The 25,405-nt window shown below is 37.0% G+C and carries 20 protein-coding genes and 1 tRNA gene; 5 read left to right on the forward strand and 16 right to left on the reverse strand.

Features of this window, described 5'->3' with window-relative positions:
- Positions 1–173 precede the first annotated feature (173 nt).
- The 13 genes from ACZ1AQ_RS05340 to ACZ1AQ_RS05400 all read right to left on the reverse strand — a co-directional run bounded on the left by ACZ1AQ_RS05340 (position 174) and on the right by ACZ1AQ_RS05400 (position 13,689).
- Positions 174–833 (reverse strand): ATPase, encoded by a 660-nt coding sequence (locus ACZ1AQ_RS05340; protein WP_489631914.1) that lies wholly within the window; start codon positions 831–833, stop codon positions 174–176.
- Positions 817–1,698, reverse strand: a complete 882-nt coding sequence (locus ACZ1AQ_RS05345; protein WP_489631915.1) for a transcriptional regulator — start codon at positions 1,696–1,698, stop codon at positions 817–819. The genes ACZ1AQ_RS05340 and ACZ1AQ_RS05345 overlap by 17 nt, the downstream gene beginning before the upstream one ends.
- 308 nt (positions 1,699–2,006) lie before the next feature.
- Complete coding sequence (locus ACZ1AQ_RS05350) at positions 2,007–2,387, reverse strand: helix-turn-helix domain-containing protein (RefSeq protein WP_489631916.1); 381 nt, start codon at positions 2,385–2,387, stop codon at positions 2,007–2,009.
- A gap of 489 nt (positions 2,388–2,876) precedes the next feature.
- On the reverse strand, positions 2,877–3,701 hold the full coding sequence (locus ACZ1AQ_RS05355; RefSeq protein WP_489631917.1) for an RteC domain-containing protein: 825 nt from the start codon (positions 3,699–3,701) through the stop codon (positions 2,877–2,879).
- 130 nt (positions 3,702–3,831) lie between these two features.
- Positions 3,832–5,076 (reverse strand): site-specific integrase, encoded by a 1,245-nt coding sequence (locus ACZ1AQ_RS05360; RefSeq protein ID WP_489631918.1) that lies wholly within the window; start codon positions 5,074–5,076, stop codon positions 3,832–3,834.
- A 285-nt stretch (positions 5,077–5,361) separates the two neighbouring features.
- Positions 5,362–5,446, reverse strand: a tRNA-Ser gene (locus ACZ1AQ_RS05365).
- A 168-nt stretch (positions 5,447–5,614) separates the two neighbouring features.
- A complete protein-coding gene (gene ribB, locus ACZ1AQ_RS05370) occupies positions 5,615–6,748 on the reverse strand; it encodes a 3,4-dihydroxy-2-butanone-4-phosphate synthase (RefSeq protein WP_489631919.1) in 1,134 nt (377 codons plus the stop codon).
- An 8-nt stretch (positions 6,749–6,756) separates the two neighbouring features.
- Entirely contained in the window at positions 6,757–8,202 is a 1,446-nt protein-coding gene (locus ACZ1AQ_RS05375; protein ID WP_489631920.1) for an LptF/LptG family permease, read from the reverse strand.
- 6 nt (positions 8,203–8,208) lie between these two features.
- On the reverse strand, positions 8,209–8,847 hold the full coding sequence (lolA1, locus tag ACZ1AQ_RS05380) for an outer membrane lipoprotein periplasmic chaperone LolA1 (protein WP_489632061.1): 639 nt from the start codon (positions 8,845–8,847) through the stop codon (positions 8,209–8,211).
- Positions 8,848–8,910: 63 nt separating this feature from the next.
- Positions 8,911–11,361, reverse strand: coding sequence for a DNA translocase FtsK (locus ACZ1AQ_RS05385; protein WP_489631921.1), 2,451 nt, complete (start codon positions 11,359–11,361; stop codon positions 8,911–8,913).
- Positions 11,362–11,379: 18 nt separating this feature from the next.
- Complete coding sequence (locus ACZ1AQ_RS05390; RefSeq protein ID WP_489631922.1) at positions 11,380–11,754, reverse strand: diacylglycerol kinase family protein; 375 nt, start codon at positions 11,752–11,754, stop codon at positions 11,380–11,382.
- A 6-nt stretch (positions 11,755–11,760) separates the two neighbouring features.
- Positions 11,761–12,258, reverse strand: a complete 498-nt coding sequence (tpx, locus tag ACZ1AQ_RS05395; protein ID WP_489631923.1) for a thiol peroxidase — start codon at positions 12,256–12,258, stop codon at positions 11,761–11,763.
- Positions 12,259–12,492: 234 nt separating this feature from the next.
- Positions 12,493–13,689 (reverse strand): GAF domain-containing sensor histidine kinase, encoded by a 1,197-nt coding sequence (locus ACZ1AQ_RS05400; protein WP_489631924.1) that lies wholly within the window; start codon positions 13,687–13,689, stop codon positions 12,493–12,495.
- A 146-nt stretch (positions 13,690–13,835) separates the two neighbouring features.
- Between ACZ1AQ_RS05400 and ACZ1AQ_RS05405 the strand changes: the two genes are divergently transcribed.
- The 5 genes from ACZ1AQ_RS05405 to ACZ1AQ_RS05425 all read left to right on the forward strand — a co-directional run bounded on the left by ACZ1AQ_RS05405 (position 13,836) and on the right by ACZ1AQ_RS05425 (position 21,072).
- A complete protein-coding gene (locus ACZ1AQ_RS05405; RefSeq protein ID WP_489631925.1) occupies positions 13,836–15,698 on the forward strand; it encodes a DNA topoisomerase IV subunit B in 1,863 nt (620 codons plus the stop codon).
- A 27-nt stretch (positions 15,699–15,725) separates the two neighbouring features.
- Complete coding sequence (locus ACZ1AQ_RS05410) at positions 15,726–16,340, forward strand: hypothetical protein (RefSeq protein ID WP_489631926.1); 615 nt, start codon at positions 15,726–15,728, stop codon at positions 16,338–16,340.
- A 13-nt stretch (positions 16,341–16,353) separates the two neighbouring features.
- Positions 16,354–16,536: a hypothetical protein gene (locus ACZ1AQ_RS05415; RefSeq protein WP_489631927.1), complete on the forward strand. Its 183-nt coding sequence runs from the start codon at positions 16,354–16,356 to the stop codon at positions 16,534–16,536.
- A 38-nt stretch (positions 16,537–16,574) separates the two neighbouring features.
- Positions 16,575–19,280: a DNA gyrase/topoisomerase IV subunit A gene (locus ACZ1AQ_RS05420; RefSeq protein WP_489631928.1), complete on the forward strand. Its 2,706-nt coding sequence runs from the start codon at positions 16,575–16,577 to the stop codon at positions 19,278–19,280.
- Positions 19,281–19,398: 118 nt separating this feature from the next.
- Positions 19,399–21,072 carry a formate--tetrahydrofolate ligase gene (locus ACZ1AQ_RS05425; protein WP_489631929.1) on the forward strand — a complete coding sequence of 558 codons (1,674 nt, stop codon included), beginning with the start codon at positions 19,399–19,401 and terminating at the stop codon, positions 21,070–21,072.
- Positions 21,073–21,143: 71 nt separating this feature from the next.
- Here the strand turns inward: ACZ1AQ_RS05425 and ACZ1AQ_RS05430 are convergent, their stop codons facing one another.
- The 3 genes from ACZ1AQ_RS05430 to pelA all read right to left on the reverse strand — a co-directional run bounded on the left by ACZ1AQ_RS05430 (position 21,144) and on the right by pelA (position 25,398).
- Positions 21,144–21,875 carry a rhamnogalacturonan acetylesterase gene (locus tag ACZ1AQ_RS05430; protein ID WP_489631930.1) on the reverse strand — a complete coding sequence of 244 codons (732 nt, stop codon included), beginning with the start codon at positions 21,873–21,875 and terminating at the stop codon, positions 21,144–21,146.
- A 7-nt stretch (positions 21,876–21,882) separates the two neighbouring features.
- Entirely contained in the window at positions 21,883–23,229 is a 1,347-nt protein-coding gene (locus ACZ1AQ_RS05435; RefSeq protein WP_489631931.1) for a glycoside hydrolase family 28 protein, read from the reverse strand.
- 159 nt (positions 23,230–23,388) lie between these two features.
- Entirely contained in the window at positions 23,389–25,398 is a 2,010-nt protein-coding gene (gene pelA / locus ACZ1AQ_RS05440) for a pectate lyase (RefSeq protein WP_489631932.1), read from the reverse strand.
- Positions 25,399–25,405 lie beyond the last annotated feature (7 nt).

Raw genomic sequence — 25,405 nt, forward strand, 5'->3', positions numbered from 1 at the left:
CAATAAGGATTATTCCGTTGTGAAAACATTCAAAGCGGCCTCCAAAGGGTCGCTTTTTTTGTTTGTGCTGTTAGATGAAGAGAAGAGATAGATTTTGAAAAGGATATAACAGGACAGGTCGTGACCTGTCCGTACAGGGAGAATGAGAGGGGGCGCGGGCTTTTGGAAGCGGATTATCTTTTGTCTCTGGCATTGGCTTCGAAGGTGATGAGGTTGAAAAGGCTTCGCATTCTGGACCTGAGTCGGTTGCCGTATAGTTTTTCGATTTCGGAGGCTGAGAGGTTGGTGGTGATGTGGGTGATGGATTGGTTGGCCACGAAATGTTCGTAACGGGTAATTAGGATTTCTGCCATCACGTTGCAGTCATTGCCGAAGTGTTTGATTTGTTGCTCTGCGCCTAAGTCGTCAAAACAGTAGCCAGGTAGTTTGGGTTGGTAAGTTGATTTTTCGGTGTAGGGGACTAGGGCTTCATAGCCGTTCTTGGCGAACTCGAAGGAGATTTCGCGGCAGGTTTTGATTTTGTATTCGGCTGCTTTTACAAAGAAAGGTTTTATGAGTTGCATGATGGATGTTTTACCGCACCCAATAGGGCCAGAAAGGATAATGCCTTTGTGGAGGTCTATGTTGGCTTTGGCTGCATTTTTTTCGTCTTTGATGGCGTAGATGAGCAGTTTGTACAGGGTGGGCAGGTCTTGTTGGTCAATTTTGAAGCTATAGCCATAGCGTATTTTTCCTTGTTTTTCGATGTAAGCGAGGCATTTTTTGAAGTCGTATAGTTTGCGCCCCTCGATGATTTGGAAGGTGGATGTGAAAGGGTTAGAGTGGTTCTGCATAGTTTTTATTGTTGGTTACGTGAAGGTTGTTTGGATTTAGTTTGTTGTTGTTTTGAGGGGTTTTGAATTTATCTGCGTTGAGGAGCCAATTTCGAGCTGCGGCTTGCCAATCCTTCATTTTGGTTTTTCCACCTACTAGCCAGCCATTACTGGAGTAATAGTTGTGGAATTTTTGGGCTTCAAATTCGGTAGCTTTTTTTTCGATGAAATAGGGGAGTATTTCCGAGAGGGTAGGCGGAACAAAAACTTCCTTTTTTTGATTTTTTGCCTCCACACTATACTTACTATTATTATCTATATTATTTCTATTATTATCTATAGTATGTACCCTTTTTTTTAGTTGTTCGTTTAATGGTAAGGCTGGGTTAGTTACTGAACTGGTTGGTATACTATGTGTCCTCTTTTCTGTAGTATTTACAAGGGGGTGCTGAGGGTTGTTGGATTTGGGTTCAGTTGCTGAACGGGTTTGGTTGTCGTCTTTTTTCCAAGAATTTTTTGTAGTGGTTGGTGTTTCAAAATTTGAACTGCTGTGGTCATTTGCTGAACGGGTTTGTGTAATATTTGAACTGGTTGGGAGGGTTAAATCTGGTAGAATTACTTCGGTGCCTTCATAGGGATTGTAGGACGGTTTGTAAATGATGTAGTTTTTTTGATGGAGGTCTTTCATGCATTTGTGATAGGTTGCTTTTGATTTGATTTTGGCTGCCAACATGATTTCGTTTCTTGAAATGAGGATTGGGTTTTTGAAGCGGTTGAGGTTCCATCGTTGGAATAAAGCGAAATAGAGGCTTATATGGGATGGGGTGATGGCTGGGTCTTGGTTGGATTTGTTGTAGAAGCCGGTGAGGTGTTTTATGTGGGTCATGGGTTTATGGTTTAAGGTTTAAGGTTTAAGGTTTAAGGTTTAAGGTTGTTTAAAGTTGTTGAAGCTTCTCGACTCCGCTCGAAGTGACAAACTGAGGGTTGTGTTTTTTTTTACCGCCAGGACGCGAAAGGCGCAAGGGTTCTGGGTTCATTGGTTTAAGGTTTAAGGTTGTTTAAGGTTGTTTAAGGTTGTTTAAGGTTGTTTAAGGTTGTTAAAGGTTGTTGGGGCTTCTCGACTGTACTTCGACTTCGCTCAGTATAGATTACTCGAAGTGACAAACTGAGGTTTTTGGGTTCATTGTTTATGGTTTAAGGTTGTTGTGGGTTCTCGACTGTACTTAGACTTCGCTCAGTATGGACTAGTCGAAGAGACACTATACTTGTGGGTTGGGGGTTGAGGATTTTTTGGATTTCGGCGTAGTTGTAATAGATGATGCCTCCGATTTTGTTGTAGGAGAGGGTGCCGTTGATGCGGAGGTTTTGGAGGGTGCCTGGGGAGATTTTGAGTAGTTTACGGACTTCAGAGGATTTCAGCCATTGGGGTGTTGGTTCTGCAGCCCCGAGTGTTTCTTGGATTTCCTCTAAAAGGATGTTGCAAAAATTGAGTAGGTCTTTTTTGGTAATGGTTTGGTGGTTGAGTAATTCTAAATTAGTTACTTCAGGGAATAGTTTTTTTGGATGGATTGTCATGTTTATTTTGTTTTAAATGTCTAAAGCAAAATAATTGGATTTGAATGGAATGAACTACCAAGGTCTTCCCAAGTTGGTAACGATTTTATACCAAAAAACTTTAATTGTCTTGGTTTTGTTGGGTTGGTTGCGTAAAAGAACAAGGCTTTTGTCTTACTGTCTTTGCAGTGTAGGAGGGGAGTTGTTTGTTTTGTATGGTTTGGAGTCCTTTTTCCAAGTAGTTCACAAGGTGGTAGGTACTAGTGAGAAGTGAGAAGTGAATGGTGAGTTTTGAATGGTGAGTTTTGAATTGTGAGTTGTGAGTTGTCAGTGGTGAGTTGTCAGTGGTGAGTTGTGAGTTGTGAGTTGTCAGTATTGAGTGGCGAGTAGTTCCCAAGTTGGTAGTGAGTAGTGAGTGGTGAGTTGTTTGAAAGCTCTTGCTTAGAAGATGCTCGAGAATGGTTGGTGTAGTAGAATAAAATGTGGTATTTGGTATTAAAGGCAGTTATCCTATCTTTCTTCTTCTAGGATTTTGTTAGTCAGCGATTCAGATAAAGCGTCTAAAAATTTGGTCTTGGTTATTTTCCTGCTTTTTATGTCGGTGTAGTTTCTGTAGATGGACTGGTTCAACTCTACATTTAATAGCTTTCCTAGGTCGGTTGCAATTTCCATTATGTCTGCATTGCCGTGGTTGATGCTTTTTTTGGTATGTAGGGCATAGATTAATTCTGTTAGGTCTGTTTTGGAGCCTGTCCATTGCCATTTGCTCAGGAATGGTTTTTCCTGCAGTTGTTGCGGCTTGTTCAAATAAGCGATTTGCTCTTCAATGAAATCTGCAATGGCCTCAGCAGCCATAATTTTGGCAATCTTATAGTCATAGCAAGTGGTTATGCGTGAATCTATATTAATGTGAAAGTTCTCCGTCTCCAATACGTCTTTTTGTGTATCTCTGGTGAAATAGAGGGTGTCATAAGTTTCTGCATTGGCTCTGTAGTACTTGTAGATTTTAGGTTCTTTCTTGAAGTATTCCGTGCTTTTTTCTAAAGCGTTTTTGTAATATTTGTTTTGAAGGACTTTGCCTGGTGGCTTTGCCACTTCGATGCGGAGTACTTCTTTGTAGAAAATAACCCTGGACATTATTTTGGGTTTTACCTTTTTGAAGAAATGGATTTCCTCTTCCAGGGTACTGAATTGATGGTTTTTTAAGAGTTGGTTTAGTTTTTCAATTCGTGGTTCTGCCCACAGAATGATTTCTTTGGCATGGCAGATGTACTCTTTTTTGTGTTGGTGGAAGTTTCGGTTTTTTTGCTCCATCTCTTCACAGAGTTGATTCATTACTTCGGTCATTTTTTGATTTGTTTGTAAGTTTTAAGTTTGGTTTACTTACAAAATAAATAAAATTAAATGTAATTTCTTACTATTTTTTATCACAAAAATCATATAATTTGTAGTATTTTGGCTCTTTTTAGTTGGTTTTTGAACGCTGTACTGTGGTTATTGGTTGGAACTTGTCTTTCAGTATTCTCATATCCTCACTTACTTTTTTATCCAACACTTTGGCATAGTGCTGGGTGGTGCGGATGTTTTTATGACCGAGCATTTTGCTGACACTTTCAATAGGAACTCCATTGGTCAAAGTTACCGTTGTAGCAAAAGTGTGTCGCGCGATATGGAAAGTCAATTCTTTGTTGATTCCACATAAATCTGCAATCTCTTTCAGATAAGCATTCATTTTTTGGTTGGATAGGATAGGGAGTAGGCGATTGGAATTAATCGCTTGCGGATGATTCTCGTATTTGTCGATGATCATTTGTGTAACTGGAAGAATGGGAATCTTAGAAGCGGATTCTGTTTTTTGGCGGTGGGTGAAAATCCATTTTTCGCCATCAATGCCCATGCTTATGTGTGCTTTGGTGAGGTTCTTCACGTCGATATACGCCAGTCCAGTAAAGCAGCTAAACAAGAAGATGTCGCGCACTAGCGATAATCTATCGGTTCCTAAGTCTTTATTGATGATTTCTTGAACTTCGTTTTCTGTTAAATAGACACGCTCCACTTCTTTGATTTTGGATTTGTAATTGGCAAAGGGATTGCGCTCGAGCCAATGGTTGGCCAAACAGATTTTGATGATCTTGTTGAAGTTTTTAAGGTACTTCACAGCGGTATTGTTAGCACAATTACGCACAGATCTCAAGTAGAACTCATAATCGGTTACAAACGCATGGTCGATTTTGAGGATGTCAATGTCGGTTTGCTTGTATTTCCATTCTAAAAATTCTTTCGTATGCCTTAAAGAAGTTTCATAGCGTTCCAAAGTCCCTGGAGCGTATTCTTTGCCTATTAGCGCCTTTATTTTGTCGTTGTGGTCTTGGAAGATGGGGATTAGGGTACGGGCTCTCTCGGTTGTTCCGAGTAGTCTGTTTTTGAATTCTTCTATAGTAATTTGATGTCCACCTTTTAAAAGTTCATATTGAATCTCGTTGATTCTGTTTTTTATTAAATCTAGTAGATTATTAATTGAACGAGCTTCTTCTGAACTACCCTTCATTTTGCTTGCGCTAGAGGACCATTTGGCGGGGTCGATAAATTTTTTAGTACTGTACTCTAGTCGTTTTCCATCGACAGTTAATCGCACATAAATAGGGAATTGCCCTTTAGTATTGCTTTTGGTTGATTTTGCATAGAAATGCAATGTTGTTTTTACATTCATTTTGGTAACCTTTAAATTATACAATTAAGTTAACTTAAGGTTTGTCTAACTGCAAGATGTTTAAAAAATGATACGGTTACTAACCCTTTGGAACCATTAATAAATACTGAGGTTTAGGTCGAATTTGTGATCATTTAGCGAGACCCTAATTTTTCAATTTTTTAGGGTCTCGATTTTGTCCCTTGCAATTTGTAAAAGAATGAATATTTTGAGTATTTCATAAAAGAAAAAACCCCGAAAATCATAAGATTTTCAGGGTTTTGTTACCTTTTGAAGGTTGTTTCGCGGAGAAAGAGGGATTCGAACCCCCGGACCTGTTACAGTCAACAGTTTTCAAGACTGCCGCATTCGACCGCTCTGCCATTTCTCCAGTATGTTGCTATCATTTCGTGATTGCGAGTGCAAATATAAGAACCTTTTTTGGTTATGCAAATGTATTTTTATAAAAATCGCACCTTTTTTTTTGGCTTTTTTTTAATCATTTCATTTTCTAGGTTTTAGGTAAATAAAAAAAATAAAAAAAAATAGTTTCAAAAGCTTAATAGCTTACATATTCTGTAATTTCAAGGCCGTAACCAATCATACCTACACGTTTTTCGTGTGCTGAATTGGTCACTAAACGTATTTTTGAAATATCAAGATCGTGAAGTATTTGTGCTCCAATTCCAAAGTCTTTACTGTCTATTTTTATTTTAGGTGCTTTGAGTTCACCATTGGCTTGTAATTCCTTTAATTCAGCAATTCGGCTCAAAAGGTTTACGGCTTGCATATCTTGATTGATAAAGATTACCGCACCTTTACCTTCATTATTAATGGTGGTAAACATGTCATCCAACTGTTTGTCTGCGTTGTTGGTTAGTGTGCCTAGTAAATCATTATTCACTTGTGAAGAGTTAATTCTTGTCAAAATTGATTCTCCTAAATTCCAAGTTCCTTTGGTTAAGGCAATGTGTACTTGTTTGTTGGTGGTTTGTTGGTATGCGCGTAATCTAAAAGTCCCAAAACGGGTATGGATATCGAAATCTTCTTTCTTTACAATTAGGCTATCGTGTTGCATTCTATAAGCTACCAATGCTTCAATAGAAACTAATTTTAAATCAAATTTTTTAGCCACTTTTACCAATTGAGGCAAACGTGCCATGGTTCCGTCTTCGTTCATGATTTCTACAATCACCCCAGCAGATTTAAAGCCTGCTAGACGTGCAAAATCGATGGCGGCTTCTGTGTGTCCTGTTCTTCTCAAAACTCCACCTTGTTTAGCAATTAACGGAAAGATGTGTCCAGGTCGGGCTAAGTCGTGCGGTTTTGTATTAGAATCGACCAAGGATAGAATTGTTTTTGCTCTATCAGAAGCAGAAATACCTGTGGTAACACCATTTCCTCTTAAGTCGACTGAAACGGTAAAAGCAGTTTCCATAGGGTCGGTATTGTTGCTTACCATCACATGCAATCCAAGTTCTTTGCAGCGGCTTTCAGTAAGGGGAGCACATATCAGTCCTCGTCCGTGTGTAGCCATAAAATTGATCATCTCTGGAGTTACTTTTTCGGCAGCTGCCAAAAAATCACCTTCGTTTTCTCTGTCTTCATCGTCTACTACAATAATTACTTTGCCTTGACGAATGTCTTCAATTGCTTCCTCAATTGTATTGAGTTGTATTTTATCTGCTACCATGTGTAGAATTAATTTTTAGAAGGGAATAATTTTTTAACCAATTTTTGAAAAGGTTCTGTTATACGATCCATATTAATGATACCAATATCATTGATGGCTCTATACGTTAACATAATTGCTAAAGGTGTCAATATGAATGAGGACATCCAAGCTCCCATAAAAGGAGTTAGTCCGTCTTCTTGCGAAATTCTTTTTCCAAAAGTGTTGATGAAATGGAAAGTAATGAAAATCAAAACGGCAAATACAATTGGAAGTCCAATACCTCCTTTTCGGATAATAGCGCCCAATGGAGCTCCTATGAAAAACATCAAAAAGCAAGCAAAGGCAATTACAAATTTTTCATAAATAACAAATTCGTGACTGTTGATGTTTTTCTGTTTTAACTTCAAATCCGTAAGTGTTCCGTCTATGCTGACAACAGTACTTTGTATATTAGCCAAAGCATTTTTATAAACGGTTGCTTTTTCGTCATCAGTAAATGGGGCTAATGGATCCTTGATATTAATCTTTTTTGTTTTTTTTACGGTATCATTAGTTGGAGTAGAAGTAGTCAAAGGAATAGAGATTCTCTGGTTGATGTTTTCAGAAAAAGATTTAGCTTCCGTGGCTTTGCTTTTTGACAAAGAATCGATGGTATACCTTAGTTCAGATACGTCAAGCATTCCTTTGGTATTGGCGTCTTTGGTGTCTTCTACGGCTGTTGTGTTTAATTTGGATAAGTCAATGTTGATGATGTCTCTCTTGAATGAACTTTTTACAAAAGGCATTTTTTCTCTGTCTTCGTATTTTTTTGGAGTAACATCTTCATAATAATACCCGTCTTTCAAAACCAATTGTAATAAATTGGAAGTTTCGTTGCTAATTAATTCACCTGTTTTGGCTTTGATGACAGTTTTATTTCCATCACCCATTAATGATTTTTTGTGAATGGTTACGCCACTTAAAAAGTTTCCTTTATCCCCAGATTTTTTATTCACTTTGATGTTGTACACGCCAACGGTATTAAATTGTCCTTCGGCTATAGCCAAAGCGGGCTTAACTTGAGCAATATTTCTTCTGAAACTCATGAATTTGTACTCGGCATACGGAATTACGTTATTAGCAAACATAAAAGCTACGATGCTCAGGAAAAAGATAAAAATAACCAAGGTACGAAAGCAACGCTGCAACGAAATTCCTGAGGATTTCATAGCTGCCAATTCATAATTCTCGGAAAAACTTCCAAAAGTCATGATAGAAGCTAATAAAACCGATAATGGCAAAACCAAAGGAATGATCCTTGGCATAGAAAATAATAAAAATTTGACGATCATTATGAAATCTAAATCTTTTCCAGCTAATTCAGTGATAAAAAGCCAAACAGTTTGGAGAATAAAGATGAAAAAAAGGATAACAAAAACCGTAGTAAATGTAATCAGAAAGGATTTTAATAAATATTTGTCAAGTATCTTCACCTATGTTTAATCTAATTTATTGATGTAGTAATTGGGGTATTTACTCGGCACAAAGGTAAATTGATTTTTTGATAATGGCTGATTAGTTTTAAAAGAATTAACGGTAAGGGTTGTTTTTGTTCCTTTTTTTCCAAATTCAATTAAGTTGTAAATGTGTTTGGTTTGAATGTCGATTCCTAATAAGATTTCTTTTCTTTGATCTTTTGCGTTGGTAGGAACAAGTTTTACGTATTGTATTTTTCGTCCTCTAACATCTTGAATGATGTCCATAGTGTATTTATAACCCGAGTTGAAAAAGGTCAACATTTTTGAAGGTGTAATGGCGTTATCGTCATTTTCATTTAGTTTAGAAATGGTAATTTCTTCGTCTTCAGGAACGATTGTGTATGTTTTTTTACCATCAAAAAGTTTGGTAACGCCCATGAAATTGAGTACATACATATTTCCTTTTAGGGTAACATTTCCTTTACTGTCTTGATTGATGTTTTCTTTGGCATTTTGTAAGCTGTATTTAAAGTCAATTGTAATGTTGTCGTAGCTTTTAACTTTGCCAGTAACTTGCTCTAATAAAGCTTTAGCTTTTTTGTCTTGCGCTGATGTAGTAAAAACGACAAAGAATAAGGCAATTGTTGTTAAATAAGACATCAAGAATTGGAACTTGTTATTTGAAGGAACAAGGGTGGAGTTTTGAATACTAGGTAACATGATTTAATTGTTTAGTTCGTTATTGAAAAATTGATCAAGAGAACTCATATCTTGAATATTTACACTGCGAGCTTTACTTCCTTCAAACGAGCCTACAATTCCAGCAGCTTCTAATTGATCAATTAGTCGGCCTGCTCTGTTATAACCTAGTTTGAGTTTGCGCTGTAGTAAAGAAGCGGAGCCTTGTTGTGCATTGACAATAATCTCGGCGGCTTCTCTAAATAAGGGGTCTCTTTCGGAAACATCCATATCAAGATTAATGCCACTTTCTTCTCCAACGAACTCTGGAAGTAAGTAAGCAGTGGCATAGGCTTTTTGAGAACCTATAAATTCGGTTATTTTTTCTACTTCTGGGGTGTCAATAAAAGCACATTGTACACGAACCACATCATTGCCATTGGTGTATAACAAATCTCCTCTACCAATCAATTGGTCAGCGCCTTGTGTATCTAAAATGGTTCTAGAGTCAATTTTTGAAGTTACCCTAAAAGCAATACGGGCTGGGAAGTTGGCTTTAATCAAACCTGTAATTACATTCACCGAAGGTCTTTGAGTAGCGATAATCAAATGTATTCCGATTGCACGAGCCAATTGAGCCAAACGCGCAATAGGAACTTCTACTTCTTTACCGGCCGTCATAATTAAGTCGGCAAACTCGTCGACTACCAATACGATGTACGGTAAAAAACGGTGCCCTAATTCTGGATTTAACTTTCTAGACTTGAATTTTTCGTTATATTCCTTAATGTTACGCACCATGGCGTCTTTCAGCAACGAATAGCGATTGTCCATTTCTACGCAAAGTGAGTTCAAGGTAGCAACAACTTTCGCATTATCCGTAATAATGGCATCTTCGGTATCGGGTAATTTGGCTAAATAATGTCTTTCTATTTTGTTAAAGAGAGTAAGCTCCACTTTTTTAGGATCGACCAAAACGAATTTCACCTCGGCTGGATGTTTTTTGTATAAAAGCGAAGTCAATACGGCATTTAATCCTACTGATTTTCCTTGTCCGGTAGCACCCGCCATCAATAAGTGAGGCATTTTTGCCAAATCAACTACAAAAGTTTCATTAGAAATGGTTTTTCCTAATGCAATTGGTAGTTCCATTTCGGCTTCTTGAAATTTAGCTGAACCAATTACGCTTTTCATTGATACCATAGTTGGATTCTTGTTCGGAACCTCGATACCAATGGTTCCTTTTCCAGGAATTGGCGCAATAATACGAATTCCAAGTGCTGATAAAGACAAAGCAATATCGTCCTCTAAACTCTTAATTTTTGAAATTCTGATTCCTGCTTCTGGAACAATTTCATATAAGGTTACTGATGGGCCAACTGTTGCTTTAATTTGCGCAATTTCTATTTTATAATTGCGAAGGGTGTCAACGATTTTGTTTTTATTTTCTTCTAATTCCTCTTGATTGATGGTAATTCCACCAGTAGAGTATTCTTTTAATAAATCTATTGTTGGGTATTTGTAGTGCGATAAATCCAACGTTGGGTCGAATAAACCGAAATCAGAAACCAAACGTGAAGCAAGATTTTCTTCGATAATATCTTCTTCGGCTGCTTTTTCAATTACAAAAGCATCGTCGTTGGTAGTGATTACTTCATTTGGAATTGGAGTAATTATGGGTTGTGGTTTCAATTGAGGTTCCAAATTAATCTCCGAAGCACTACTAATAGTAGGTTTCAAAGCCTCTTTGTTAATTTCAAACTGTGAGCCTGAGGTTTTTAAATGAATGGTGTCTTCGATATCTTCTTCCTCTTCAATGGCAAACTCTTCTAAATTGTATGCGTTTGAAGTTTCTTTAGGAAATGGATTGTTGGCTATTTCATCTTTAATTTCTTCTTTGGTAGAATGAAATAAATTTTGAATCTTTTCTGGTGAAACTTTTAATTTGAAAATTAGATAAATTAAGACACCAAAAATTAGCACCAATAAAGTACCTGTTTTTCCGATGTAGTCTTGGCACAATAAATTGAGTTCGTAGCCTACAGTTCCGCCTAATTCAGGTACAGATGTAGCAAAGAAGCCAAATAAAACAGAAAGAATTACAACCAAAAACATGTCCCAAAACCAAATATTTTTGAGTTTTTTGAGACGTAAGTCTAAAAATAAAAATAAACCTGTCAGGAAAAATAATCGAACGAATAAAAACGAAGCGATTCCAAATCCTTTGTAGATTAAGGCATCTGCAAGAAAAGCACCAATTTTTCCTAACCAATTTTGCACGACTTCGTTCCTGTCGGTAATACTATTTACAGCACTTTGATCCTCTTGTCCATACAGAAAAAAGGAAACAAATGCAATGAGTAATCCAACAGAAAATAGGAGTAATAAACTGCCTATAATGAGTTTGTTTTGCTTTGAGACTTCCCAAAATTTTATTTTCGGAGTAGTTGTTTCAGAAGGAGTTTCAGGGGTGTTTTTTTTACTTGTTTTTGCCATTCTTGTTTTGAAGTAAGCCTATATGAATTTTGGAACGTAAATGATCAAACCTATAATGATTGCTGTAATTGCTGCAAAGAATACAGATCCTGCAGCAATGTCTTTGATAAAACCAATTCTTTGACTGTAATTCGGATGAATGAAGTCGGCTATTTTTTCTACAGCAGTGTTCAGTCCTTCGATACTCATGACTAAGCCAATCGCAAAAGTTTGAAATAACCATTCTGAAGCAGTAATGTTCATGATAAAGCCTAAAATGCTTATGAGGATTCCAATAGAAAACTGAACCATTATGCTGTGTTCAGTAGTTATTAATTTTATTGCTCCTTTAAAAGCATAGGTAACACTTTTTAATCTTCCGGTTACAAAAGAATTGTCTTTTTGAAATTCCATAATCTATTATAGTGCTGCTAATGCTGCTTCATAATTAGGTTCGTTAGCGATTTCTCCAACTTGTTCAGTATGTGTAATCACGCCGTTTTCGTCTACTACAATAATTACTCGAGAGTGTAATCCTGTCAAAGGACCGTCAGTGATTTCTAGGCCATTAGTTTTGCCAAAACTACCTTCTTGAAAATCGGATAAATTCACTACATTTTCTAATCCTTCTGCGCCACAAAAACGTTTTTGAGCAAAAGGTAAATCTCTAGAAATGCATAAAACTGTAGTGTTTTCTAATGAACTAGCGCTTTCGTTAAATTTTCTAACAGATGTAGCACATGTTCCGGTGTCGATACTTGGAAAAATATTTAAAACCAATTTTTTGCCAGCAAAATCAGCTAATGTAGCTACGGATAAATCATTTTTGATTAGTTTGAAATCTACTAATTTGCTTCCAACTTGAGGAAGTTCGCCTGAAGTGTGAATTGGGTTTCCACCTAATGTTACTGTTGCCATATCGTTATTTTTTTTGAGTTTCAAAAGTATGAATTTTTTTTAAGAATTGGGTTTACTCAAGCAAGATTTTAGCTTGTTCTAAACGGCTTGTTCTTCAATAAGAAAACTCATTATTCGGTTTTTTTTGATAGTTGAATTCGGAGAATAAAGCATCAAAAAACTGGATGAAAAGCTTTTGATTTCAATTCATTTCAAACCATCGTTTATTTTTTATCCTATTATGAACAATTAAGACTAGTTTGTTTCTTTTGGAATGGAAAGGATAAACGTACTACCTTCATTGAGCTTTGAGTTAATGATAATCGTTGCTCCTATTTTGAGGCAAAGATTTTTAATGGTGGTCCAACCTAATTGTGTTCCGTAGTTGCCAAAACGATCTATTTTTGCAATACTAGCTGCATTGTCTATGAGTGTAGTCGCTTCAATTTCGCTTAAGCCAATTCCATTATCGCTAATTAGTAACTCATAGGAAGTTGCTGTATTATTGAAGTCAAATGTAATTGCAGGTATCGTACTGTAATTGTACTTTATGCCATTTGAAACGAGATTCATGACAATTTGTGTTAAAGCCAATGGATCCGAATATATTTCTGCTTTTTTGAAGGTTGATGTTATTTTGTATTCCTTTTTGGGATTTAAAATAGAGTTGGTAGTTGTAATTATATCTTGGATGTCGAATTTTTGTTTAATAATGGTTTGGTTTTCTGAACGGTAATAATAAAGGAGTTTAGTAACGTATTCTTTCAGTTGACTTGAGCTTTCAATCATTAAATCTAAATATTCTGAGCTAGAATAAGAAGTTTCGTTTTCTTCTCTGAAAAGGGTGATCAATGAAATAATGTTGTTAAGCGGAGACTGGATGTCATGTGACACTCGATTAGAGAATTGTTTTAAAGCCTCATATTGTTCGCTTAAAAGTTTATAGTTGCTCAGTAGTGTTACATTTTTAAGTCTCAATTTAAAAAGTTCTTCTACTTGTTTTCCTAAAATTTGCAATCCTTTTTTTTGATCATCCGTTAGTTTTTTGCTTTCATAATCTATGACGCATAAGGTTGCTAATGGAATTCCTTTTTCGTTCCTAATTGCTACACTAGCATAAAAACCATTTTCTTCTAAGCCGTTCAATTTGCCTATGCCGCTAAACTCATTGTCTAACATTAAGTTGGGAATTTCTATAAAGTCTAGATTTTTAGAAAGCGCCAAGGCACAAAAGGAATATTCTATGGGGTTTTCGTCGTGTGTAAAACCTACTTTTGACTTGAACCATTGGCGATTAGTATCGATTAAGGTTATAGTTGAGATAGGAGTATTGCAAATTTGGGTAGCCAAAAAAGTAATGTTATCGTACTGCTCTTCGTTGGGAGAGTCAAATAATAAATATTGATTGATGAGCTTAATTTGCTCTAAACTCGGTTTTATGGTATTTGGCATTTATTGGAAAAATTAGGCGTTAAATTTACTCAAAACAGATGTGAAATGTTGTTTTTGACTCCGATTTTATTAAAAAAAATTAAAGAGTATCACCTTTCATTTTTTGGAGATATATGCTATATTGCGTAAAAATCCAAAATCTGTTTATGGTTGAGCAAAATATTTATAATGAAGACAATATACGTTCTCTCGATTGGAAAGAACACATCCGGATGCGTCCCGGAATGTATATCGGAAAGCTTGGTGACGGTTCTTCACCGGATGACGGTATTTATATTCTTTTAAAAGAAGTATTAGACAACTGTATTGATGAGTTCGTAATGGGCGCTGGAAAATCTATCGAAGTGACCATTAAAGACAAAACCGTAGCGGTACGTGACTATGGTCGTGGGATTCCACTAGGTAAGGTAATCGACGTAGTTTCTAAAATGAATACAGGAGGAAAATATGACTCCTTGGCATTTAAGAAATCAGTTGGATTGAATGGAGTAGGAACCAAGGCAGTTAATGCTTTGTCTAATTATTTTAGAGTCGAATCGGTTCGTGATGATAAGCAAAAAGCAGCAGAATTTTCAGCAGGAAATTTGGTTTTAGAAGAAGATATCATCGAAACCACCAAGCGTAAAGGAACCAAGGTTACGTTTACACCAGATGAAGCCATTTTTAAAAACTATAAATTCAGAAATGAGTATATAGTAAAAATGCTCAAAAATTATTGCTACCTAAATACAGGCTTGACCATCATTTATAATGGTGAAAAATATTTTTCTGAAAATGGATTGAAAGATTTATTAGATGAAAATATTGCAGAGGAAGACATGGTGTATCCCATTATTCATCTCAAAGGGGATGATATTGAGATTGCAATGACCCATAGCAAATCGCAATACAGTGAAGAATATCATTCTTTTGTAAACGGTCAAAATACAACACAAGGGGGAACGCATTTAGTTGCTTTTAGAGAGGCGGTGGTTAGAACCATACGTGAATTTTACAATAAAAACTTTGAGCCTTCTGATATTCGTAAATCGATTGTGAGTGCGGTTAGTATCAAGGTGATGGAGCCTGTTTTTGAATCCCAAACCAAAACCAAATTAGGTTCTACAGATATGGGCTCTGAGCCAGGAATGGCATCGGTGAGAACGTTTGTGAATGACTTTGTGAAAAATAAATTAGACAATTTTTTACACAAAAATCCAGAAACAGCCGATTTGTTGCTACGAAAAATTCTACAAGCCGAGCGAGAGCGAAAAGAGTTATCAGGCATTCGAAAATTAGCCAAAGACCGTGCTAAAAAAGCCAGTTTACACAACAAGAAATTGAGAGATTGTCGGGTGCATTTGCCAGACATCAAAAATCCAAGATATTTAGAAAGTACGTTGTTTATCACCGAGGGAGATTCGGCTTCGGGATCGATTACCAAATCGCGTGATGTGAATACACAAGCGGTTTTTAGTTTACGTGGAAAGCCTTTGAATTCTTACGGAATGAGTAAGAAGATTGTGTATGAAAATGAAGAATTCAATTTGTTGCAAGCGGCCTTAAATATCGAAGAAGATATGGGCGACTTGCGCTACAACAATATTGTAATTGCAACCGATGCTGATGTCGATGGAATGCACATTCGCTTGTTGTTGATTACTTTTTTCTTGCAATTTTTCCCTGAATTAATCAAAGAAGGGCATTTGTATATTTTGCAAACACCGCTTTTTAGAGTTCGAAATAAGAAAGAAACCATTTATTGCTATTCTGACGAAGAACGTAAAGAAGCCATCGAAAAATTAAAACCCAAACCCGAAATCACTCGATTTAAAGGACTCGGAGAAATTTCGCCAGATGAGTTCAAAAATTTCATTGGAGAAACCATCCGATTGGATCCTATCATGATGGATAAAAACACGTCAATCGAGCAATTATTGTCCTTTTATATGGGCAAAAACACCCCAGACCGACAAGATTTTATCATCAAAAACTTGAAGGTAGATTTGGATGTGATTGAGAAAGAGTAGTATTGTTTTAAAGTGAAAATTTAGTTTATGCGGAAAGTAATATTTTTGATGGCTATTTTACTATTGGTTTCTTGCAAAAATGAAAATGCACAACAACCAATAGAATCCGAAGGAATTCCGATTGAAAAATCAATTAGTAAAATAATTAGCAAGAGAGATTTTCCAATAAAGAATTTTTCTAAAATTGAATTGGTTTCTTATTATAATAGAGTTCTTTGGGATACTATAAAATATAAGGGTGAGCGGCCCTCATATAAACTATTAGTTGATAATTATAAACTTACTTTTGATAGTACAATGATACAAGAGAGAGTGGTTTTAAATAAAAGTCAAGAGAAAGAACTTTTAAATCTATTGATAAGTGACACCTGTGTTCCGAAAGAGATGGAAGCTGCTTGTTATGATCCTAGGCATATGATATTGTTTAGAGATAAAAAAAATAGAATTGTTGGTTACAATGAGTTTTGTATAAGTTGTATTGGCTCGAGAAGTTCAAAAAATTTGGAAGGATTTCAAAAATATTGTTATGCTGATATGGCTGAACTATTTCGAAAATTTGGAATAAAACTTTTTGTAACCTTTGAAGATCATCAAGAAGAAACAGAGTTTGTAAAGCGTAAAGGGCTTATGAATTTGAATTGAAAAGTAATAAAAAATGAATAAAAAAACGTTAGTACTCATTGTTTTAGCTTTTGCTCTAGGTTTTGGTGGGACATTTTTTATTATCAGAAGCAATGATCACAAAGAATGTGGAATAGTTACCAAAAAAGTGAAAGACAAAACCGGAAATTGGGTGACTACAGAAGAACATATTTGCAAAGAAAAGTATGCTTTTTAGCACTTAAGTAACGATTAAGTAGATTTATAAAGATATAAATGAAAGACGAAGAAGAAGATAACATCCTTTCGAACGAAGACGAAAACAACGACGCCAGTTTTGATGCTAATGATCAAGAAGGGTTCGATGATATATCGACTTCCAGTGGGATGCACCATTTTTATGAAGATAAAGCAGACGAGCACGATACCATTACCAAAGTTACAGGAATGTATAAAGATTGGTTTTTGGATTACGCTTCGTATGTGATCTTAGAACGTGCCGTACCAGCTATCGAAGACGGATTTAAGCCAGTGCAACGCCGTATAATGCATTCGTTAAAAGAATTAGACGACGGTCGTTATAACAAAGTAGCAAATGTGGTGGGACACACTATGCAATACCATCCTCACGGGGATCAGAGTATTGCCGATGCTATGGTGCAAATTGGTCAAAAAGATTTATTGATTGACTGTCAAGGAAACTGGGGTAATATTTTAACGGGCGATGGCGCAGCTGCTTCTCGTTATATCGAGGCACGTTTGTCTAAATTTGCCTTAGAAGTATTGTATTCTCCTAAAATTACAGATTGGGGTGTATCGTATGACGGTCGTCGTGCTGAACCCAACAATCTTCCCGTAAAATTTCCTTTGCTTTTGGCACAAGGCGCGGAGGGAATTGCGGTGGGGCTTTCTACCAAAATATTGCCTCATAACTTCAATGAGTTAATCGATGCTTCTATAAAGATTCTGAAAGGAAAACCTTTTACTTTATATCCAGATTTTCAAACCGCTGGTATCGCTGACGTTTCGAATTACAACGATGGAATGCGTGGCGGTCGCGTACGGGTTCGTGCCAAGATTAGTCAAGTAGACAAAAATACCTTGGTGATAACTCAAATTCCGTTTTCGACCAATACTTCTACTTTGATTGATAGTATTTTGAAAGCCAATGAAAAAGGGAAAATCAAAATCAAGAAAATCGAAGACAATACCGCTGCCGAGGTTGAGATTTTAATCCATCTTTTTCCAGGTGTTTCTCCAGATAAAACCATTGATGCTCTGTTTGCTTTTACCGCTTGCGAAACGTCGGTGGCTCCATTAGGTTGCGTCATCGAAGACAACAAACCGCTTTTTATTGGCGTATCGGATATGTTGAAAATATCGACAGACCGCACCGTAGATTTATTGCGTCAAGAACTCGAAATTCAATTAGAAGAATTAAAAAATAAATGGCATTTTGCTACTTTGGAGAAAATCTTCATTCGTGAAGAAATGTATATTGATTTCAAATTATATTCTGATAGAGAATCACTTTATGAGTATTTGTACAAACGATTTGAGCCTTTTAAAGAAACGTTTGTTAGAGAAATAAATGATGATGATTTGCAAAAATTAACGCAAATCCCAATGATTCGAATTACACGTTTTGATTCGGATAAAGCCGATGATTTCATTGCGAAATTAGAGGACGAAATGAAGGAAGTGCAGCATCATTTGGATCACATCATCGATTTTGCGATAGCTTATTTTGCAAAGCTTAAAGAAAAATATGGTAAAGGTAGGGAACGCCAAACCGAACTCCGCATTTTTGATGACATCGAAGCGACCAAAGTGGTTTTGCGTAATACCAAATTATACGTCAATCGTGAAGAAGGATTCGTAGGAACGAGTCTGAAAAAAGATGAATATGTGGTGGATTGTTCTGATATCGATGATGTCATTGTTTTTCTACGTAATGGAACGATGATGATTACCAAAGTCGATGCTAAGACCTTTGTGGGTAAAGACATTATTCACGTTGCTATTTTTGATAAAGGCGATAAACGCACAATTTACAATATGATTTATCGTGATGGAAAATCGGGTCCGTCTTACATTAAACGATTCAATGTTTCGGGTGTTACTAGAGATAAAGCCTATGATTTGACCAATGAAACGCCCGGTTCACAGATCTTGTATTTTTCTTGCAATCCAAATGGAGAAGCCGAGGTAGTCAATATCATCCTGCGTCAAGTAGGTAGTATCAAAAAACTCAAATTTGATATTGACTTCGCCAAATTAGCCATCAAAGGAAGAGCCTCTAAAGGGAATTTGGTAACCAAATATCCAATTAAAAAAATCGAACTAAAAGAGAAAGGAATTTCTACCTTATTGCCTAGAAAAGTTTGGTTTGACGATACCGTACAGCGTTTAAATGTCGATGGAAGAGGAGAGTTGTTAGGTGAATTTAGACCAAGCGACAAAATATTAGTCATTTCTCAAACGGGAAAACTCAAAGTCATTATTCCAGAACTTTCTACTCATTTTGATGAAGATATGATCGTTTTAGAAAAATGGAATCCTAAGAAACCGATTTCGGCTATCTATTATGATGGTGAAAAAGAGCGTTATTATATCAAGCGCTTCTTGGTTGAAGTGGAGAATAAAGAAGAATCGTTTATTTCTGAACATCCAAATTCTCGTTTAGAAATTGTAGCTACCGATTATCGTCCTGTAGCCGAATTAGTTTTTGCTAAAGTGAAAGGTGTTCAAAAAGAAAATCAAGTGGTAGATATCGAGAGTTTTATTGCCGTAAAAGGTTTTAAAGCTTTAGGAAACCAATTGACAACCGATAAGTTAAAACAAGTGAATTTGCTTGAGCCTTTGCCTTATGAAGAGCCAGAAGAAGAGCAACCCGAACCGACTGAAAGTATAGAAGACACTATTGATGATTCTTCGATTCAATTAGAAGATGATGGGCAAGTCACTTTATCCTTAGAATAGTTAAAAACCGTTTCCAACTTCAAAAGGAAACGGTTTTTTTAAAACCTGATTTTTATCGTATTTTATGTTTTGGATTTGGTTTATTTTTACATAAAAAACAAAAACCAATTCAATTCTTATGAAATTATTTCCTTCCGACATAGAAATTGCTCAAAAAAGCAAGATTTCTTCAATAAAAGACATTGCGAAAAAATTACGCATAAATGAAGATGATTTGGAGTTGTATGGAAAATATAAAGCCAAATTGCCCTTGCATTTGCAGCAGCAAGAACCTAAAGGGAAATTAATTTTGGTCTCGGCTATGTCGCCAACCAAATACGGCGAAGGCAAAACGACAATGACTATAGGTTTGACTGATGGTTTGAATAGTATTGGTCAAAAAGCTATTGCGGTTTTACGAGAACCTTCTTTGGGGCCTGTTTTTGGTTTGAAAGGTGGAGCAGCTGGCGGAGGCTATGCTCAAGTATTGCCAATGGAGGATATTAATCTTCATTTTACAGGTGATTTTTCTGCGATTGAAAAGGCTAATAATTTACTTTCTGCTATCATTGATAATCATTTGCAATACCCTGAAACTCATTTGCAGTTAGACCCGAAAGCCATTGTTTGGAAACGCGTTATGGATATGAACGATCGCGTTTTGCGTCAGATAGTAATTGGTGTCGGTGCCAAAGGAAACGGAGTGATGCGTGAGGAAAATTTCAACATTACACCTGCCTCTGAAATTATGGCTATTTTATGTTTGGCCAAAGACATTGCTGATTTGAAAAAACGCATAGGAAATATTTATGTGGGAAAAACGGTAGAAGGCACTCCTGTTTTTGCTAAAGATTTGAAAGTGGTAGGAGCAATGGCCGCCTTGCTGAAAGATGCTATCAAGCCAAATTTGGTACAAACTATCGAAGGAAATCCAGCCATTATTCACGGAGGTCCTTTTGCGAGTATTGCGCAAGGAACCAATTCAGTAATTGCTACCAAAATGGGATTGTCTTTGGGCGACTATGTTGTTACCGAGGCTGGCTTTGGTGCCGATTTGGGAGCCGAAAAATTTTTGCATATCAAGTGTGAACAATCCGGATTGCGACCTGATGCAGTGGTTTTAGTGGCGACATTAAAAGCCATTAAGCATCACGCAGGCTTAACAGCAGAAGAATGTAAAGAACCCAACGTTAACGCCATAAATAAAGGCTTTTGTAATTTAGAAAAGCATATAGAAAATATTCAAAAGTTTGGTATACAACCAGTAGTTTGTATCAATGCTTTTCCTGCGGATACACAAGAAGAATATGACGTACTGATTAAGTTGTGTGCCCAAAAAGGGGTAAAAGCTGTTGTCAGCACTGCATTTGCGGATGGAGGCAAAGGAGCCGAAAAATTAGCTCAAACAATTGTGGAGCAAGTAGCAACTGCAAGTGCCAATTACCAACCATTGTATGCAAGCACAGCATCGATTGAATCGAAAATTGAAACGATTGCCACGACAATTTATGGTGCAGATGAGGTTGTTTATTCGGCTTTGGCCAAGAAACAATTGCAAAGCATTAAGGAATTAGGCTTTGAGCATTTTTCAATTTGTATGGTCAAAACGCCAGCCAGCTTTTCTGACGATGAAAAAATGATTGGTCGACCCACTGGTTTTACGGTTACTGTACGTGAATTTGAATTTGCCAGTGGCGCTGGTTTTATTATTCCATTGCTAGGCGATGTCATGCGTATGCCAGGCTTACCCAAACTCCCAAATGCTACCCGAATCGATATTGATGATAATGGAGTCATTTCGGGATTGTCATAAACTATATGATATAAATATGCCATCTCGTGAGATGGCATATTCTTTTGTTTTTGTAATAAGGATTGGTTGTTTTATTTCACTTCTTTAGACAAGCGAATGTTGAGTGCTTTGATTTGTTGTGCGGCAATTTTAGCAATTTCTGTGGCTCCTTTTACTGATAAATGGGTGTTGTCATCGATTCCTTTTGGGATATAGCTATTTTCTCCCGGCGCAAAGTGCAGATGTAATTCTTTTGATTTTTCTACTCCATAGGATTCTTCCAAAAGTTCCGTGTAGTATTGCATATCGATAAAAGGCACTTTGTATTCTTGTGCAACTAGTCTCATTTCTTGAGTGTAATCGCCGTGAGAGTCAATCAAAACGCCTTGTTCATTGAAGGTTCTTCGGGTTATGGAAGAGAATAGGATAGGAGTGGCTCCTTTTTTTCTAGTTTCTTCTACAAAACGAATCAAATTGTGTCGGTAGCTGGTGTGTGGATTGGTATAACGAGTTGGGTCGGTGACTTTGCCATCGTTATGACCAAATTGTATAAACACATAATCTCCTTTTTTGAGTGAATTGTACACCGCATCCCATAATTTTAAATCAATGAAACTGCGCGTGCTTCGACCATTGACGGCGCGGTTGTCTATGATTACATTATCTGAAAAAAAAGACGGAAGCATTTGTCCCCATCCTCTTTCGGGGTTTTGTTCTGGTGCGACTTTGTTGGCCATAGTCGAATCGCCTATGGTGTAAATAGTAGTTTTTTGTGCCCAACCGCTTAGGGTGATGCAGGCAATTAGTAGGAAGTACTTTTTCATTTTAATCTTATTTTACAGAAGTTGGTATACTTGCTTTTTCTCCAATAGTGACTTCGTTCAGCACAACATTTTCAGCATTTTGACTTGAAATGCCGTTTTTGGCCCATTGGATATGAATGTTATTAAAAAAAATATCTTTTATTTTTAAATCGGGATAACCTTGAATCACAATGCCGGTTTGTGATGCTTTGTTACAAACGATATTCGAAAAATTGATGTTGCTAATGCTTGAAGCATAACCACTGCCTTCGCCGTGATAGTTGGAGGTAATATGCAAAGCATCTTCTACCTCGTCGAGTTGCAGATTGTTTACAAAAACATCTTTGATATAGCCACCACGGTCGGCATTGGTTTTTAGGTAAATGCCTCTTTTGAGGTAGCCAATCGTTTTGCAGTTTTCTACAAAAATGTTTTGAATTCCAGCCGACATCTCGCTGCCCAACACTACTCCGTGCAAGCCTTTAAAACTGCAATTTCGGATGACAATGTTTTGACTTGGAGTGACACTATTGGCTCTTCCTTCGTGGTCTCTACCTGATTTTATGGCAATATTATCATCGGCATTATCAAAAGAAATGTTTTCGATTAGGACATCGCTAGCATATTCGGGGTCGATTCCGTCGTTATTGTTATTGAATGCTTTGTATTTTAAACCACGAACTATAATGCTTTTGCTTTTTAACAAATGAATGCACCAAAACGGCGCATCTTCGATTTGAACATTTTCGATAAGAATATTTTTGGAGTCGATGAATTGAATGAGTTGCGGTCGTAGGTAATGTCCTTCTCCAAAAACTCGGTCTATGATGGGCACATTTTGATGATTCATTTCTCTACTCAAAAGTTGGTCTTTCTTTTCTAGCGGTTTCCATTTTATCCAAGTGTTTTTGGCTTCTCCATCGATAGTGCCGTTTCCGGTGATGGCTATGTTTTCTAATCCATTTCCGTAAATCAACGGACTGTAATTGTATAGCATTGTACCTTCCCAACTGGTTAACACCAGCGGATAATCTTTTGGATTATAGCCAAATCGGATTTTGGCACCGTCTTCTAAATGCAAGCGAACATTGCTCACAAAATGAAGCGGTCCGTGTAGCGTATAGACACCTTTTGGGACAATGATTGTTCCGCCGTTTTTCTTTTTGCAAAGTGCCATTGCTTTATCAAAAGCGGGCTTTGCATTGCTTGTCGAATCTCCTTTGGCTCCCAATGCGGTTACTTTTATGGTGAATGGAGGAATGTTGGGTAAAACGATACGATTTAGGATAGCATTGACTTTTTCTGTGGGAAAAGGTGCGTTTTGTGCCCAACCACTGAGGCTGATGCAGACAAAGAAAAGAAGGTATTTTTTCATTTTGATGGCATTTATTATTTTGTTTTAAAGGTTGAAACCAAGAGAATAATTTCTTGGCTGCTAGTTCCGATTGCTTCGCCAGTTCGCTATCGCTCGGGTGGAACGGATAGCGGGACTTTGTTTCCTGAAACTCCCGTTGTTGCTGCTTCTAAAAATTAATTACTTAGCAGTTACATACCAATCTTTGATTTTGTCACTAAGAATGTTATCTATGGTGTACTTTTTAGCTTCATTTTTGGTGAGTTGATGCGACCACGGGACTCTTTTTTGGGGTTGAAAGCCTAGGCCGGAACAGTTGTATTCGGCATAAAAGCTAGTTTTTTCGGCTTCGGGTTTTGACCAATTGTGCCATCCTTGCGGCAGAATATGGGCATTCATCGTACAATCGATGAAAACGGTTTTCGCATAGATGCGCCAAGGTCTGCCCAAATAGACTTGTTTGACACTAGCGTCTGCCGTGAGTTTGCAATTTTTGAAAACGTAGCCAAAAGTGCTGTCCTGAGGCGTTGAAGCTGCGGTGATATAGGAATCTTTTTTGCTGTGTAGCGTACAGTTTTCGAACAAAACCGTGGCATCGCCAAAAATAAAATCAGTAGTGCCCTCGATGTAGCAATTTTTGAAATAGTTTTTGGTTCCTTCGCCTGAGGTGTATAGCGTGTCTTGGTTGCCCAAGAGATTGCAGTTTTCAATTTTTACCCGATTGGCGTTGACATTGAGCGCAACTGCTTGTCCGACCTCGCCCGAACTATTTTCGATGGTTAAATTTTGAGCGATGAAATCGTTTCCTTCTACCAAAACGGTGTAGGTGTGGAAGGTACTGTTTCGCCCCATATTCATTTTTTTGAAGTGGTCGTCAAAAGTGATAATGGTGTTTTCTTTGCTTTCACCAAGGAGGGAAATTTTGGTGTTCCAAGCGTGGATTTTTACTTTTTCGTAGTATTTTCCGTTTTTGATATAGATTATAATGCGTTGGTCGGGATAGGAACGAGCCGCATTTATGGCGTCTTGAATTTTAGTAAAGTTCCCAGAGCTGTTAGCATCGACCACAAAATAATTCTCATTGGTTAGTGGTTGTTGGTCTTTTTTTTTTGGTTCCTCTGTTTGGATTTTTTTCAGCCAATTGGGATATTTTTTTAGTACTTCTTTGGGTTCGTTCGTGTACCAAGCGTAGCCGTTTCGTCTTTCGGAACCAATTTCTTCTATTGTTTTTTTCTTGATACCATCTCGGTCGCAAAAGAAAGGTTCGTTGGTGTCAAGCTCCATAAATCGGGCCCAAATAGGCTCGGCATTTTCGGTGGCAATCATTTTTTTATCGATAATTTTTCCAGCATCATTTAGGATTCGTTCTTCTTTTAAATTCGTTATTTTGGTGGTTTCAAACCAAGTTACCGCACTTTTTACGGCTTGAATGATTTCTGGTGAAGGGTTCTCGATAGCCATTAAGAGCAAGACAATTTTTGCCGATTCTTTTCCGCTCAACGAAGGCAATTCATAGGCTCTGGCTTTTGCAGGAAGCAAAGTTACTTCGTCGTGTTGTGCGCACCAAGCGGTTAAGATATTGTTTTGTTTGTATTGTGTTTTTAGTATGCAATCAATGCCTTTGTCGAAGGCAACTTTGATTTGATTGACCAAAGCATCTGAGGGTTTTATGGCAAAATAATCGCTTTTGTCTTTCAATTCTTTGAACATAAAAAGTAGATTGGCCATTGCATCATCATTGAAAGTGATATGGGTGTAATAGCCTTTTTTCTTAGGGAAAAACTGAGGCCAACCACCATTAGCATATTGTGCTTTGAGCAAGTAATCTAGACCCAATAAAAACGCTTTTTGATAGCGTTCGTCGGGATTTTGGCGGTACATTTTGGATAAAAATACCATTTCTTGGTAAGTCGCCCCATTGTCAATAGTGATTTCGTCTGTGCTGTCTTTTTCAGAGAGTAGCTTTTTTTTCTCGGTTTCGCTTAGGCTTTTTTGCATTTGGATGTTTTTCGGCCAACCGCCAATAGAGCGTTGGTACAACAAAACATTCTCGGCAATGGCTTTGGCTTCTGGACTGCTAAACCAAGGACCTTCTTTCATTTCGGTAATGGCTTTCCAGCTTTTATTCAAGACTTGTGCGTAGGATAAACTTCCGACGCAGATACATAAAACAAAAATTATTTTCTTCATTTTTTGT

The organism is Flavobacterium sp. UM26, assembly GCF_057922445.1.

Coding starts and splice junctions, on each gene's coding strand:
- ACZ1AQ_RS05410 (WP_489631926.1), top strand. CDS start 15,726: ATGCGGAAAGTAATATTTTTGATGGCTATTTTACTATTGGTTTCTTGC.
- ACZ1AQ_RS05400 (WP_489631924.1), bottom strand. CDS start 13,689: ATGCCAAATACCATAAAACCGAGTTTAGAGCAAATTAAGCTCATCAAT.
- ACZ1AQ_RS05425 (WP_489631929.1), top strand. CDS start 19,399: ATGAAATTATTTCCTTCCGACATAGAAATTGCTCAAAAAAGCAAGATT.
- lolA1 (WP_489632061.1), bottom strand. CDS start 8,847: ATGTCTTATTTAACAACAATTGCCTTATTCTTTGTCGTTTTTACTACA.
- ACZ1AQ_RS05345 (WP_489631915.1), bottom strand. CDS start 1,698: ATGACCCACATAAAACACCTCACCGGCTTCTACAACAAATCCAACCAA.
- ACZ1AQ_RS05430 (WP_489631930.1), bottom strand. CDS start 21,875: ATGAAAAAGTACTTCCTACTAATTGCCTGCATCACCCTAAGCGGTTGG.
- ACZ1AQ_RS05385 (WP_489631921.1), bottom strand. CDS start 11,361: ATGGCAAAAACAAGTAAAAAAAACACCCCTGAAACTCCTTCTGAAACA.
- ACZ1AQ_RS05360 (WP_489631918.1), bottom strand. CDS start 5,076: ATGAATGTAAAAACAACATTGCATTTCTATGCAAAATCAACCAAAAGC.
- ACZ1AQ_RS05340 (WP_489631914.1), bottom strand. CDS start 833: ATGCAGAACCACTCTAACCCTTTCACATCCACCTTCCAAATCATCGAG.
- ACZ1AQ_RS05350 (WP_489631916.1), bottom strand. CDS start 2,387: ATGACAATCCATCCAAAAAAACTATTCCCTGAAGTAACTAATTTAGAA.
- ACZ1AQ_RS05420 (WP_489631928.1), top strand. CDS start 16,575: ATGAAAGACGAAGAAGAAGATAACATCCTTTCGAACGAAGACGAAAAC.
- ACZ1AQ_RS05415 (WP_489631927.1), top strand. CDS start 16,354: ATGAATAAAAAAACGTTAGTACTCATTGTTTTAGCTTTTGCTCTAGGT.
- ACZ1AQ_RS05390 (WP_489631922.1), bottom strand. CDS start 11,754: ATGGAATTTCAAAAAGACAATTCTTTTGTAACCGGAAGATTAAAAAGT.
- ACZ1AQ_RS05405 (WP_489631925.1), top strand. CDS start 13,836: ATGGTTGAGCAAAATATTTATAATGAAGACAATATACGTTCTCTCGAT.
- pelA (WP_489631932.1), bottom strand. CDS start 25,398: ATGAAGAAAATAATTTTTGTTTTATGTATCTGCGTCGGAAGTTTATCC.
- tpx (WP_489631923.1), bottom strand. CDS start 12,258: ATGGCAACAGTAACATTAGGTGGAAACCCAATTCACACTTCAGGCGAA.
- ACZ1AQ_RS05355 (WP_489631917.1), bottom strand. CDS start 3,701: ATGAATCAACTCTGTGAAGAGATGGAGCAAAAAAACCGAAACTTCCAC.
- ACZ1AQ_RS05435 (WP_489631931.1), bottom strand. CDS start 23,229: ATGAAAAAATACCTTCTTTTCTTTGTCTGCATCAGCCTCAGTGGTTGG.
- ribB (WP_489631919.1), bottom strand. CDS start 6,748: ATGGTAGCAGATAAAATACAACTCAATACAATTGAGGAAGCAATTGAA.